13 protein-coding genes are annotated in these 12,862 nt (G+C 42.1%); 1 reads left to right on the top strand and 12 read right to left on the bottom strand.

Annotation, left to right across the window (positions count from 1 at the left end; genetic code table 11):
* Positions 1 to 7 precede the first annotated feature (7 nt).
* Positions 8 to 304 (top strand): EscU/YscU/HrcU family type III secretion system export apparatus switch protein, encoded by a 297-nt coding sequence (locus tag CWC18_RS08695; protein WP_138675094.1) that lies wholly within the window; start codon positions 8 to 10, stop codon positions 302 to 304.
* Here the strand turns inward: CWC18_RS08695 and CWC18_RS08690 are convergent, their stop codons facing one another.
* The 12 genes from CWC18_RS08690 to flhA all read right to left on the bottom strand — a co-directional run bounded on the left by CWC18_RS08690 (position 305) and on the right by flhA (position 12,803).
* Positions 305 to 679 carry a DUF2802 domain-containing protein gene (locus CWC18_RS08690; RefSeq protein ID WP_171041062.1) on the bottom strand — a complete coding sequence of 125 codons (375 nt, stop codon included), beginning with the start codon at positions 677 to 679 and terminating at the stop codon, positions 305 to 307. It abuts the gene before it with no gap.
* A gap of 57 nt (positions 680 to 736) precedes the next feature.
* On the bottom strand, positions 737 to 1,234 hold the full coding sequence (locus tag CWC18_RS08685) for a chemotaxis protein CheW (protein WP_119861839.1): 498 nt from the start codon (positions 1,232 to 1,234) through the stop codon (positions 737 to 739).
* A gap of 24 nt (positions 1,235 to 1,258) precedes the next feature.
* Positions 1,259 to 2,056 carry a chemotaxis protein CheW gene (locus CWC18_RS08680; protein WP_138675093.1) on the bottom strand — a complete coding sequence of 266 codons (798 nt, stop codon included), beginning with the start codon at positions 2,054 to 2,056 and terminating at the stop codon, positions 1,259 to 1,261.
* A gap of 8 nt (positions 2,057 to 2,064) precedes the next feature.
* Positions 2,065 to 2,835, bottom strand: coding sequence for a ParA family protein (locus CWC18_RS08675; RefSeq protein ID WP_138590531.1), 771 nt, complete (start codon positions 2,833 to 2,835; stop codon positions 2,065 to 2,067).
* An 83-nt stretch (positions 2,836 to 2,918) separates the two neighbouring features.
* On the bottom strand, positions 2,919 to 4,067 hold the full coding sequence (locus CWC18_RS08670; RefSeq protein WP_138590529.1) for a protein-glutamate methylesterase/protein-glutamine glutaminase: 1,149 nt from the start codon (positions 4,065 to 4,067) through the stop codon (positions 2,919 to 2,921).
* An 84-nt stretch (positions 4,068 to 4,151) separates the two neighbouring features.
* A complete protein-coding gene (locus CWC18_RS08665) occupies positions 4,152 to 6,329 on the bottom strand; it encodes a chemotaxis protein CheA (protein WP_138590527.1) in 2,178 nt (725 codons plus the stop codon).
* A 15-nt stretch (positions 6,330 to 6,344) separates the two neighbouring features.
* Entirely contained in the window at positions 6,345 to 7,127 is a 783-nt protein-coding gene (locus CWC18_RS08660) for a protein phosphatase CheZ (RefSeq protein WP_138590525.1), read from the bottom strand.
* 19 nt (positions 7,128 to 7,146) lie between these two features.
* Positions 7,147 to 7,530 carry a chemotaxis response regulator CheY gene (cheY, locus tag CWC18_RS08655; RefSeq protein ID WP_138590523.1) on the bottom strand — a complete coding sequence of 128 codons (384 nt, stop codon included), beginning with the start codon at positions 7,528 to 7,530 and terminating at the stop codon, positions 7,147 to 7,149.
* Positions 7,531 to 7,568: 38 nt separating this feature from the next.
* Positions 7,569 to 8,279: an RNA polymerase sigma factor FliA gene (locus CWC18_RS08650; protein WP_040696547.1), complete on the bottom strand. Its 711-nt coding sequence runs from the start codon at positions 8,277 to 8,279 to the stop codon at positions 7,569 to 7,571.
* A 26-nt stretch (positions 8,280 to 8,305) separates the two neighbouring features.
* The gene (locus CWC18_RS08645) at positions 8,306 to 9,166 is read right to left on the bottom strand and encodes a MinD/ParA family ATP-binding protein (RefSeq protein WP_119861833.1); all 861 of its coding nucleotides are present in this window, start codon (positions 9,164 to 9,166) and stop codon (positions 8,306 to 8,308) included.
* Entirely contained in the window at positions 9,159 to 10,682 is a 1,524-nt protein-coding gene (flhF, locus tag CWC18_RS08640) for a flagellar biosynthesis protein FlhF (RefSeq protein ID WP_138675092.1), read from the bottom strand. The genes CWC18_RS08645 and flhF overlap by 8 nt, the downstream gene beginning before the upstream one ends.
* A gap of 21 nt (positions 10,683 to 10,703) precedes the next feature.
* Positions 10,704 to 12,803, bottom strand: coding sequence for a flagellar biosynthesis protein FlhA (gene flhA / locus CWC18_RS08635; RefSeq protein ID WP_138590519.1), 2,100 nt, complete (start codon positions 12,801 to 12,803; stop codon positions 10,704 to 10,706).
* Between the last annotated feature and the right edge of the window lie 59 nt (positions 12,804 to 12,862).

The raw sequence follows: 12,862 nt of genomic DNA, 5'->3' as shown, positions 1-12,862 counted from the left end.
AACTAATATGGAACAAAAAACGGCCATAGGCCTATTATATGAAGCCGGAAAATCACCACACGTTGCCTGTAAAGGGTTTGGTGAACTCGCCGACGAGATAATTGCGATCGCTGAAGAGAAAGGTATTATGTTACATCAAGATGCAAGCCTAGCTAACACGCTCAGTAAGCTAGATCTTAATCAGGAGATCCCTCCTGAGCTCTATTATGTCATTGCTGAATTAATTGCTTTTTCGTATGTTTTAAGGGGGAAATTTCCCCCTGGATGGAACGGATTTAATAGCAAACTTGATATTAAAGCCTAATCATGACGATTTGTTATGCAAAGACATGAGCAGCTCGGCTTCTGCACGAGGCAATTCACATTCACGCATGATCTCTTCAATGTCAGCACCCAGCTCTACCATTTTTACAGCACGTGAATAGATTTTAGCATCTGGATCATCATACTTTTGAGCAGCTTGCTGCTGTGCGATATCTTTGGCGTAATTCTCACATGCAACCAGTCGTTGACCTATACTCAGTAAACCAGACCTAAGCTCAGCAATTTCACTACGTAAAATAGCAGTTTGGTTTTCGCTCTGTTGCAAGTGTTGGCGTAACACCTTGTGTTTTTGTTCATTCTGTTGATTTTTTTTGGTAAGCACAAAAATAAACCCCAAGCAGACTAGCGACAGCATACTTGAGGTTATTGAGACAAACAGTAAAACCAAATTATTATTTACTACTTCCACTATTTATATATGGCTCACTTCATCCCACTCATCATCATTGAGCAGTTTATTAAGGTCAACCAAGATCAACAACTCACCTTCACGGTTCGATACACCTTGGATAAATTTAGCACTTTCTTCAGTTCCAATGTTTGGCGCACTATCAATCTCTGAACTACGCAAGTATACCACTTCCGCAACACTGTCGACCAAAATACCGATAACTTGCTTTTCAGCCTCAATAATTACAATACGCGAATTATCAGTAACCTCAGCACTCATTAGTCCAAAGCGCGCTCTAGTGTCAATAACGGTAACAACATTACCACGCAGATTAATAATGCCCAGTACATAGCTTGGTGCGCCTGGTACGGGTGCAATTTCAGTGTAACGTAACACTTCTTGTACTTGCATTACATTAATGCCATACGTTTCATCTTCAAGCTTATACGTTACCCATTGAAGAACTTCATCGTTACTATCAGCATTCTTGTCTGCAGAAAGTAGTCTATCTTGGCTCATGGTTTTACTCCATAAAGATCTTAGTTACTGCTCTCGACTATCGAGGCCTTGCTCAAGCAAGCGGTTCAAATTATCGACGTCTATTAAGGCGCACATTTTCTTCTTAATAACTCCCGCCAACCATGGTCGTTTACCGTCGCTTGTACGCCATTTTACATCATCTGGTTGCAAGGTTATATTATTAACTAGGCTCTCTGCCAATAAGCCCCATGGACTATCGCCCAGAGTTATCAAATACTGATAATCTAAACGCTCCTCAAGCTCTGCTGTAAACTTTTCGGGCATAACCCACCGTGCAGTGTCTACAACATTTAACTTTTCTTCTCGATTTAACATCACCCCTTTAAACCATTTGGGCTTACCAAACAACTGGTTTATTTCACCTAACTGGTGAATTCCGCCTAATGATTTTAACGGAACTGCAAGTGTTAACCCTGCAACTTCAAAAAATAGCGCCTGAAATTCATCTTCACCATACGCTTCTCGTGCACTAACGGATTGATTTACCGTTTCTGTTGCTTCTTTGATAATAGTATTATTTTCTGTTATCTCAAGATTTTTTGCTTGTAGCTCAACGATATCTTGAGGTTTCTCTTCAACATCTATCGTCTCAGAAACATCTACAATACGCGTTTCGACCTCTAATTCAGGTGATACCGCTTCGGCTTCAACAATATCTGTAACTACTTCATCAACACTTTGTACTTGCTCTAATAATTTAGCAACAGGTGCCAACTCTTCCTCTTGAAAAGACTCCTCAGTCAACAAAGCACCTAAATACTGCTTCATTACTTTTTCATTAGCAAACAAATGCTTACTCATTAACACCTCTATTTAGCCTGTTGCAAATGCTCTAATAATGCTTGGTATGCAAACACCCCGCGAGACTTAGGACAAAATTCTACAGGTACCTTCTGCGCAAGGCTAGCATCTCGAAACTTAGTATCCACTGGAATAACACCAGGCCAAACATAGTCTTTATAGTTTGCAAGTAATGACTTATATGCCTCTAACGATGCTTTTGTTCTTTTATCGTACATGGTCGGAACTATCGTATATTGATAATCTTTAGACTGCGAACTTTGCATCAATTCCATCGTTCGCATCATACGGTCAAGCCCTTTCAATGCCAAAAACTCTGTTTGCACAGGGATTAAAATACGTTCACTGGCTGCTAAGGCATTCACCATTAAAACCCCTAACACAGGTGGGCAATCTAAAATTGCATAATCATAGTGTTCGCTAATTTTCGCTAACGTTTTTTTCAGGACAAGACCCATACCAGTCCTGTTTCCCATACTTCTATCAAGTGTCGCAATAGCCATCGTTGCTGGCAAAATATCTAAATTATCAATTGTTGATGGACATAAGGCCTGTAAAATTTCTTCGCTTTGCATTGCTGCACCACGAGCAAAAATATCATAAACACTCACTTCTAACTCTTCGGAATCAATACCAAAATAGTAAGTTAATGAAGCATGAGGATCAGTGTCAATAAGTAACACCCGCTTTCCTTGCAACGCTAATATGCCACCTAAGCTCACAGCAGTGGTTGTTTTCCCTACTCCACCTTTTTGATTTGCGACTGTCCAGATCTTCACTATTTATGTCTATTCCTAAACGCGATGTCTATTCATTATGAATCTATCATCTAAACCTTTATTAGGGTACTCAAAAATATCGACTAACAGCCAACTTCTTTTGTAACACGTGTCGCTACATCCTGAAGTGCTAAACTTTCAGTCGATAAACCGGCGTTTGCAACCGCTTGGGGCATTCCATAAACAACACAGGTTTTTTCGTCCTGCGCCCAGATAGTCGCGCCAGCCTGTTTTAGCATTCTCGCACCATCTCGTCCATCAGCTCCCATACCGGTTAACACAACCGCCAGCACATCGCCTTGATACGCTTTCGCTGCACTTGCAAAGGTGATATCAACACTCGGTTTGTAGGTGATCCGAGGGCTATCGTCTTCAAAAACTTTTAGCGTTTTTGATCCACCACGTGCCTCAACCATCATCTGTTGTCCACCTGGAGCTAAATAAGCGACACCAGGCGTCAATCTGTCCCCATTTTTTGCTTCTTGTACTTTTATTTTACACAAGCTGTCTAGCCTACCAGCAAAAGCAGGTGTAAACGCAGCAGGCATATGTTGGATAAGTAAAATGGGGTGAGGAAAGTTAGCTGGAAGTTGTGTCAAAATAGTCTGTAATGCAACTGGGCCCCCTGTAGAAGTCCCAATAGCAACCAACTGATAACGTTTTCCTGATGCTTTTACACTTGCTGCACTAGAGCTTGAAACCGGCGCTGCAGTTCGGTTAAAGCTGCGATCCGGTTGTGGGACTGTTGGCTTTATTTGCCGTGTATTAAGACGACTCGTAGTATCACTCACTGGAGCGCGTGTTGAAGTCATAGAGAGTGCCATACGCGGCATTCTTCTACGACCAATCTCTTTTACTTTTGTTTGTAACGACTTAATCGCCTCTTCGCTATTTCGAGCGATATCTTCAAACTTTTTAGGTAAGAAATCCACAGCCCCAGCATCTAATGCATCTAATGTCGCCCCCGCTCCTTCTCTTGTTAGAGATGAAAACATTAAGATTGGCGTCGGGTTAGCCTGCATGATTTTTTTTACAGCACTGATCCCGTCCATCACAGGCATTTCAACATCCATAGTGATAACATCAGGCCGTAATTTTGCTGCTTTTTCGACAGCATCTTGGCCATTTACTGCAAAGTCAATGACTTTTATATCGCTATCTTTTTCTAAAATTTCACTGACTCGACGACGAAAAAAGCTCGAGTCATCAACTACTAATACTTTAACTGCCATTGGCACGCTCATTTTTTATGCGGATCTGAAAAGTGGTGCCCAAGCACCACTTCAATCAATTTAACTATAATTTACCCAATTGGGCTATTGCCCAGCATAATACTTCAACATATTTGGCACATCTAAGATTAAGGCAATCCCGCCATCAGAAGTAATTGTTGCCCCCGCCATTCCTGGCGTACCTTGTAGTAGTTGGTCTAAAGGTTTTATAACAACCTCCTCTTGACCAATTAAAGAGTCAACAACAAAGCCAACTTGTTGAGTTCCTATTTGAACAATAACAACATGGCCTTCTGCTTTTCTTGTCGTTGTATCGGCACCTTTTACTAACCAATGCTCTAAGTAAAACAATGGAATGGCTTTTTGACGAACAATAATAGTCAGCTGCCCATCAACGATATTTGTCTTGGTTAAATCTAAATGGAAGATTTCACTCACGCCAGCTAATGGTAATGCGAACGTTTGCTCGCCAACCACCACCATTAACGTCGGCAATATGGCCAAAGTTAGCGGTACTTTAATTTCTAAAATGGTACCAACACCTAATTCAGACTGTATATTTACAGAACCATTTAGCTGAGTAATTTTCGTCTTTACAACATCCATTCCAACGCCACGACCTGAAATATCTGATATTTCTTCTTTAGTCGAAAAACCCGGTGCAAAAATTAAGTTATACGATTCGGTGTCAGATAAGCGGCTCGCTTGATCTGAATCTATGACCCCTTTACCAATGGCTATTTTCTTTAGCTTCTCAGGATCCATCCCAGCACCATCATCTCTGATGGTCAATAAGATATGATCCCCTTCCTGAGAAGCGGAAAGTGTGACAGTACCCGTTCTTGGTTTATTACCGGCTTCACGCACATCGGGCATTTCAATACCATGGTCAACGGAATTTCTCACTAAGTGGACAAGTGGATCTGCAAGAGCTTCAACCAAGTTTTTATCTAAATCTGTCTCTTCACCTTCTAAAATCAAGTTAATGTCTTTTTTCAGGCTTCGTGCTAAATCTCGAACTACGCGTGGAAAGCGACCAAATACTTTCTTAATTGGCTGCATCCGGGTTTTCATTACCGCACCTTGTAGATCAGCAGTAACCACATCCAAATTCGATATCGCCTTACCCATAGTTTCACTATTGGTATTATTTGCAAGGCTAACAAGCCTGTTACGAACAAGTACCAATTCGCCAACCATATTCATGATTTGATCTAAACGTTTAGTATCTACACGAACTGTTGTTTCAGCCTGAGCGGCGGCAGGCTTCTTAGCAGCAGGCGCTTTTACTGGCGACGCTTCCGCTTTTTTAGGCGCAGGTTTGGCTGCAGGCTTCGGGGCTGGAGCTGGTTTAGGGGCTGGGGCTGGAGTAGCTGCTTTCGGTTGCTCAGGTTTTGGCGCTGGTGCACTTGGTTTAACAGGAACCTCAGCCTCTTTAGAACTAGGTGCACCACCTTTACCATGTAGCTCATCTAACAATGCTTCAAAATCATCGTCATTTATTTCATCATCATCTACGGCACTTGCACTTGGTGAAGCGGATGCTGGTGGAGCTGATTGTTCTGCCTCTATATTACCGAAACTACCAACGCCATGTAATTCGTCAAGTAAACTGTCAAATTCATCATCACTTATATCACCATCACTACTGGCAGCAGGCGTTGAGGTTGCGGTAACTGTAGGGCCTTGTCCTGAACCATGTAACTCATCTAATAAGTTTTCAAACTCATCTTCTGATATTTCATCAATACCGCTTTCTGTAGTAGCCGACGCAGCTGGTGTTACATCTGCATCAAACAACACATCATCTGCAGGCGCTGGCACTTCAACGGGCTCAGGTTCAGGAGTCGTTACGGGCGCTTCATCTTCTGATTCAGGGCGACTTAATTGGTGTAATATTTCTAGTAGTTGTGGATCAGCCGGTTCTGGTTTTTCGCGATTTTGAATATGACTAAACATTTCATTAATGGTATCTAGTGACTGTAAAATCACATCCATTAGCTCTGAGCTAACACTGCGCTGACCTTGCCTAAGCACATCAAACACGTTTTCAGCACCATGACATGCGTCAACCAGTTCGGTCATGCTTAAAAAACCAGCACCACCTTTTACTGTATGAAAGCCACGAAAAATTGCGTTCAATAACTCTTTATCTTCAGGATTATTTTCTAGCTCGACTAATTGCTCAGACAGCAGCTCTAAAATTTCCCCAGCTTCAACAAGAAAGTCTTGTAAGATATCTTCATCGACTTCAAAGCTCATGTACATACTCTCCTATTAGAAGCCTAAACTAGACAATAAATCATCGACTTCATCCTGCCCAGACACTACATCATCACGCATTTCAGCGTCTAATATAGGACCTTCTGGACCAGAAATCGCATTTATATCTATTTCAGTTGTTTGAACAGCTGCATCATCTGTAACAAGGTTACTTTCTTGATTTGGCTGATCATCAGTTGTACCAAAAACGGTAAGCATATGGATAAGGTTATCTTCAACTTCCCTGACAAGTTCAATAACACGGCGAATAACTTGGCCGGTTAAATCTTGATAATCTTGTGCCATTAGCACGTTAGTCATCAGGCTCTGTAGCTCATCCGTTCGAGTTTGAGAGCCCTGCATAAAGCGGTCTAGATCATGACATAAAGTCTTAAACTCACCAAGCTGAATATCTCGGTTCATAAGACGGTCCCAAGTAGGCTTTATTTGTGATATGTCATCACCCAATTGTTGCGCCAAAGGCAAACTAGCCTCTATCGCATCCATTGTTTTATTCGCCGCATTTTCCGTCATTTCCATGACGTAGTTTAAACGTTGTTTAGCATCGGGAATGGCTTCAGTCGTCAAATCAGAAAGACGAGTGTCGAGTTCAAAACTTTTTAAAGATTCATGCAACTGTCGGGTTAATTTCCCAACCTCCGCGAACAACTCAGACTGTTCTTTATTGGCAGCATCCAGAATAAGCTGGTCTGCTTTGTCTTGCTCACCTTGCTCCAAGTACACAACAAGTTGCTTCGCTTGTTCAAGGGTGATTTGAGGCACAGAAGGCGTTGACATAAGCCTCTCCTTCTTATTATTAACCTAAACGTTCAAACACTTTTTCTAACTTAGTTTTCAGTGTTCCTGCAGTAAATGGCTTAACGATGTATCCATTCACACCAGCTTGCGCCGCAGCAACAATCTGCTCTTTCTTAGCTTCAGCAGTTACCATAAGAACTGGGATATGCTTCAGGCCGTCATCTGCACGGATTGCACGCAAGAGATCGATGCCTTGCATCCCCGGCATGTTCCAGTCGGTTACCACAAAATCAAACTCTTGATTTTGCAGCATAGGAAGCGCAGTACTTCCATCATCAGCTTCCTGTACATTTGTAAAGCCCAAGTCCCTAAGTAAGTTTTTGATTATTCTCCTCATTGTAGAAAAATCATCAACCACGAGAATTTTCATGTTTTTATCCAAAACATCCTCCAGTGAGGTTTCAACCTATTATTTTTACTCTAATTGACCCAGTCATTGATTTTAGCTTTGAGCTTTATCATTGCCTGCCCATGTATTTGGCTAACACGAGATTCGCTTACATCAAGTATCTGGCCGATTTCTTTTAAATTCATCTCATCGTTGTAATACAGAGACAATACTAACCCATCTCTTTCCGGCAGGGATTGTATCGCTGAAAGCAACGATTCGTTAAAACGTTCATTTTTAACGTTATTAAAGGGTTTGTCTAGCGATAAATCATGGTTTGCAGGAGTTATAACGTCTTCATCGACGCCTAAGTCCTCTATACCGATAATCTTACTCGCATTTACATCATGTAGAATATGATGGTACTCATCTAGCGTAATATCAAGTTTTTCAGCGATTTCAGTGTCTTTTGGTTCTCGCCCAAGCTCAGATTCGAGAAAAGATATCGCTTCAGCCACCGTTCTGCTATTTTTATGAACAGACCTCGGTGCCCAATCACCACGGCGGATCTCATCAAGCATAGCGCCTCGGATCCGAATTCCGGCAAATGTTTCAAAACTCGCACCTTTGCTGGCATCAAAGTTCTTTGATGCTTCGATAAGGCCAATCATACCAGATTGAATTAAATCATCTAATTGGATATTTGCAGGCAAACGTGCCAGCAAATGACACGCCACCTTTTTAACAAGTGATGCATGGCGCTCTACCACCATGCTCAAGTGTTCTGTCGTTTGATACCCCATCGCTTTACCCACCGATGATGCCATAATTACCCATTGACAAGTTGTTCAATAAAAAACTCTAAATGACCTGATGGCTGATGTGGTATAGGCCATTTGACGGCCTTGCTTGCCAAACCACGAAATGCAACCGCAGCTGGAGATTTTGGAAATAGTTCAACAATTGTTTTTTGACGACGCGAAGATTTTCGCATATTTTCGTCATAAGGGACCGTTGCAACTAACTCAAGTGCCACATCTAAGAATCTGTCCGTCACTTTTGACAGTTTAGCAAACAATTCTTGCCCTTCTCTTAAACTTCGCACCATATTGGCAACTATTTTAAATTTGTAAACGCCGTGCTCTCTGCTCAACACTTTGATTAGTGCATAGGCATCAGTTATTGATGTAGGTTCATCACATACAACCACCATCACATCTTGGGCCGCTCTAGAAAAGCTCAGAACCATATCTGAAATACCCGCAGCGGTATCTACAATGAGTATATCAAACTCGGTATTTAGCTCACTAAAAGCACGAATTAGTCCAGCATGTTCAGCCGGAGTTAGCTCAACCATATTTTGCGAGCCGGATGTAGCAGGCACAATTTTAATGCCTGCTGGCCCTTCAACCAGAATCTCATCTAACTCACACTCGCCCGAAAGCACATGTGATAAATTCTTTTCAACACGCAAACCTAACATAACGTCACAATTTGCTAAGCCTAAATCGGCATCTAAAACCAGTACTCTACTGCCTTGTTGGCCTAGCGCTATAGCTGTGTTCAACGACACATTGGTTTTCCCAACACCCCCCTTACCTCCGGTAACGGCAATGACTTTTACACCATGGTTATTATTTTGATTCATCCTACGCAGGCCACTTGCTTGATCTAAAACTGTGTTAATCATACATTCCTACTGTCTGAGACGCCACTGCTTCACGCCTTGAATGTTGTGCTTTTATTCTCTTTAAATACAATTGCTCAGCTTTTTTGACTAACTTTTGAGCATTTGCCACTCGAATGTCTTCAGGCACTCGTTGACCATTGGTAAGATACCCTATTGGCAAGCGATTTTGAATCGCAATACTAATAATCTCACCTAAACTTAGACATTCATCAAGTTTTGTGAAAATACAACCACTTAAATTCACTTTTTGGAAATGACGCACTGACTCTTGCAATACATGCATCTGAGACGTGGCACTCAACACTAAATAACTTCTAATATCTACACGTGCGCTGCGCATTAACGTATTTAATTGCTCTGTTAAACGCAAATCTCTTTGACTCATGCCCGCAGTATCTATTAATACTAGACGCTTATTACGTAAATGATATAAAACTTCCGCTAATTCATTAGCATCTTTTACCTGCTTTACTGGACAACCAATAATACGGCCATACGTCGCAAGTTGTTCATACGCCCCAATTCTATATGTATCCGTTGTAATTAAAGCAACTTTATCAGCGCCATATTTCTGAGCCCCTAACGCTGCGAGCTTCGCTACCGTCGTCGTTTTCCCTACACCTGTAGGTCCAACTAGCGCATAAACACCACCTTGACGTAAAATATCATTGTTAGTTGTGTGCATCTGGTTGACCACCATGCTCAATAACGCATTCCACGCCTCTTTTCGAGAAACATCATCAGGTATAAAGCATGCCATTTGCTCAGCGACTTCAGCATCGATCCCCATACCTTGGAGTCGGTCAGTTAAGCAGGCTCTTGTTGGATCTCTACGCGCCATATCTTGCTGCATTAAACCTGAAACCTGATGTTCTAATAATTGACGAATTGCATTCATCTCTTCACGCATAGATGTCATTTCATCAGGTTTAGCTGCAGTATTTGCTTTCGTCATGTCGTCGCCAAAGCCAGAGTCCAGTTCATCGCAGAACTGCCAATCTGAACTATCAGAGTGTATTCTCGCTGAAATATCATTTTGACGGGGTTGTGCTTGCTTTTGCGGCGAATGTCTAGCGTAATTTTGCGGCTCAACGCGAGACTGATTAGGCACATATTGCTCATATTTATTTGCTGGTTTATTAAATACTTGTTCTGTATCAATTCCTGATTGAGAAAACATAGAAGCAAGCTCGGGGGAACGAGGACGGGGGGCTTGGCGTTCCAATAACGCTTGTAAACTATCAGCCACCTGTGCTTGTGGCTCAGGGCGAGCGCGTTGAGGCTCAGGCCGCACGATTCTTGATGCTTGTGATTGCGGTTTTATAGCGGCCGTAGGGGCTTGCGGTGACGCTTCTGGTTGTTTAACCACCTCTCGGTCATTATCCACAGCTGCAACTATCTCAACACCATCTGCCAATTTTTTATTTGACATGATCACTGCATCAACGCCAAGTTCTTCTTTGACTTCTTTTAATGCTGTACGCATATCTTTAGCAAAAAAACGTTTAATTTTCATGTTACAACCCCTTGAGTCCTATTATTGTCCAACTGAGCTCACAATCTTGATTTGTCTTTCATCTGGTACTTCCTGATATGACATCACTCGAAGTCCAGGTATTGTATGTTTCACAAATCTTGAGAGCACACTTCTCAACATACCTGAGGTTAATAAAATTGACGGGTCACCTAACATTTCTTGCGTTTGATGCGCTTCTCTTAACGATTCTTGAAGCCGCTCCGCAAGGCCTGGTTCAATACCCGCCCCTTCATCACCTGCGTTCTGAAGTGACTGATGCAACATCTGTTCCAACTCAGGCGCCAATGTTATGACAGGGATTTCTTCAGCCCCCCCAACTGCGTCTTGAATAATCAGTCGGCGCAGTGCTATCCTCACTGCGGCCGTTAATACATCTGGGTCTTGGCTTCTAGGACCATACTCAACTAGGGTCTGTACAATTGAACGCATGTCGCGAATTGCTACGCCTTCATTAAGTAAATTTTGCAGGACTTTTACGATAGTTGTTAAAGGCAAAATATCTGGTACTAGTCCTTCGACTAATCTAGGGTGGGTTTTTGCTAATATATCCAACAAGTTTTGAACCTCTTCATGACCTAGTAATAAAGACGCATTATTTGTCAGTAATTGGCTAATGTGGGTCGCAACGACTGTCGCAGCATCTACTACAGTGTAACCTAATGAGTGGGCTTCATCTTTTTGATCTGGTTTTATCCAAACAGCTTCTAAGCCAAATGCAGGGTCAGTTGTGGCAACACCATTGATAGGTCCAAATACTTGGCCTGGGTTAATTGCTAACTCATCACCGTGCTTTAATTCGCCATCCCCAGAACCGACTCCCATTAAAGTAATATTATAAGCATTAGGATCCAGCTCTAAGTTATCTCTAATATGAACTGGTGGTACCAAGAAACCGAGCTCTTGCGACAGCTTTTTACGAACACCTTTAATACGACTCAGTAACTCACCTCCTTGCGCTTGGTCTACTAATGGAATTAAACGGTAGCCCACTTCTAAGCCAATAACATCAACAGGTTGTACATCATCCCAGCCTAACTCTTTTTGGTCTTGTTTACGTGCCGCAACATCACCACCTTTAGTCTCTTCCGCCTTTTTCTCTTCTTCAGCTTTGGTTTTTTGTGTTTGTGTATAATATGCAAGGTACCCCAACAGTGCACCTAGACTTAAAAAAGCGACATGTGGCATCCCTGGTACCAACCCCATCACAATTAAAATAGCCGCTGCGATAAAAAGTGACTTTTCGTTTCCTAGCTGAGATTTAAATTGGTCCCCCATATTGTGGGATTCATTTTGTCTGGTTACAACAATCGCCGTACCAATGGAAAGCAACAATGAGGGAAGCTGGGCGACTAAGCCATCACCAATTGTTAATAAAGTATAGACCTCCATCGCTCGACCAAAAGAAAGATCATGCTGGATCATCCCGACAAAAAGACCACCTATAATATTAATCGCTAAGATCACAATACCCGCTATTGCATCACCTTTAACAAACTTACTCGCACCATCCATAGAGCCATAAAAGTCAGCTTCCCGGGTTACTTCATCTCGCCTTGCACGAGCTTCATCCGCACTAATAAACCCCGCATTCAAGTCAGCATCAATGGCCATTTGTTTTCCTGGCATGGCATCTAGAGTAAAACGAGCTGACACTTCAGATATACGCCCAGCTCCCTTTGTAATTACCACAAAATTAATAATAATAAGAATTAAAAATACAACTAAGCCCACAGCATAATTTCCACCGATGACCACCGATCCGAATGCTTCTATTACCTTACCGGCTGCGTCCCCACCGTTATGACCTTCTAACAACACTACACGTGTGCTTGCGACATTGAGTGCGAGTCGCATGATCGTGGCAATCAATAAAACAGCAGGGAACATGCCAAATTCAAGTGGCTTCATTGTGTACACAGTCACAAGTAAAACGACGAGCGCTAATGCTATATTGAAGGAAAAAAGAATATCTAGTAAGAATGGGGGTAGAGGTAATATTACCATGCCCAGTGCAGCCAATACCATTAGAGGGGTTCCTACGCCTTTGGCGTAGTCTTTTTTATCTCTGTTGATTTGCTGTAAAAACGCTTTAAAATCCATTACTTACTGACTACAAAAATTTGACACTAATTAGTTAAAGCAAGTTACGCGCCATATCG

The organism is Pseudoalteromonas aurantia (assembly GCF_005886875.1).
Lineage (GTDB): Bacteria > Pseudomonadota > Gammaproteobacteria > Enterobacterales > Alteromonadaceae > Pseudoalteromonas > Pseudoalteromonas aurantia_A.
This window is presented reverse-complemented; position numbering and strand designations above follow the sequence as displayed.

Bases quoted from the DNA above. Each gene is read 5' to 3' on its own strand.
- CWC18_RS08695 (WP_138675094.1), top strand. From the start codon at position 8: ATGGAACAAAAAACGGCCATAGGCCTATTATATGAAGCCGGAAAATCA.
- CWC18_RS08690 (WP_171041062.1), bottom strand. From the start codon at position 679: ATGCTGTCGCTAGTCTGCTTGGGGTTTATTTTTGTGCTTACCAAAAAA.
- CWC18_RS08685 (WP_119861839.1), bottom strand. From the start codon at position 1,234: ATGAGCCAAGATAGACTACTTTCTGCAGACAAGAATGCTGATAGTAAC.
- CWC18_RS08680 (WP_138675093.1), bottom strand. From the start codon at position 2,056: ATGAGTAAGCATTTGTTTGCTAATGAAAAAGTAATGAAGCAGTATTTA.
- CWC18_RS08670 (WP_138590529.1), bottom strand. From the start codon at position 4,067: ATGGCAGTTAAAGTATTAGTAGTTGATGACTCGAGCTTTTTTCGTCGT.
- CWC18_RS08665 (WP_138590527.1), bottom strand. From the start codon at position 6,329: ATGAGCTTTGAAGTCGATGAAGATATCTTACAAGACTTTCTTGTTGAA.
- CWC18_RS08660 (WP_138590525.1), bottom strand. From the start codon at position 7,127: ATGTCAACGCCTTCTGTGCCTCAAATCACCCTTGAACAAGCGAAGCAA.
- CWC18_RS08650 (WP_040696547.1), bottom strand. From the start codon at position 8,279: ATGGGGTATCAAACGACAGAACACTTGAGCATGGTGGTAGAGCGCCAT.
- CWC18_RS08645 (WP_119861833.1), bottom strand. From the start codon at position 9,166: ATGATTAACACAGTTTTAGATCAAGCAAGTGGCCTGCGTAGGATGAAT.
- flhF (WP_138675092.1), bottom strand. From the start codon at position 10,682: ATGAAAATTAAACGTTTTTTTGCTAAAGATATGCGTACAGCATTAAAA.
- flhA (WP_138590519.1), bottom strand. From the start codon at position 12,803: ATGGATTTTAAAGCGTTTTTACAGCAAATCAACAGAGATAAAAAAGAC.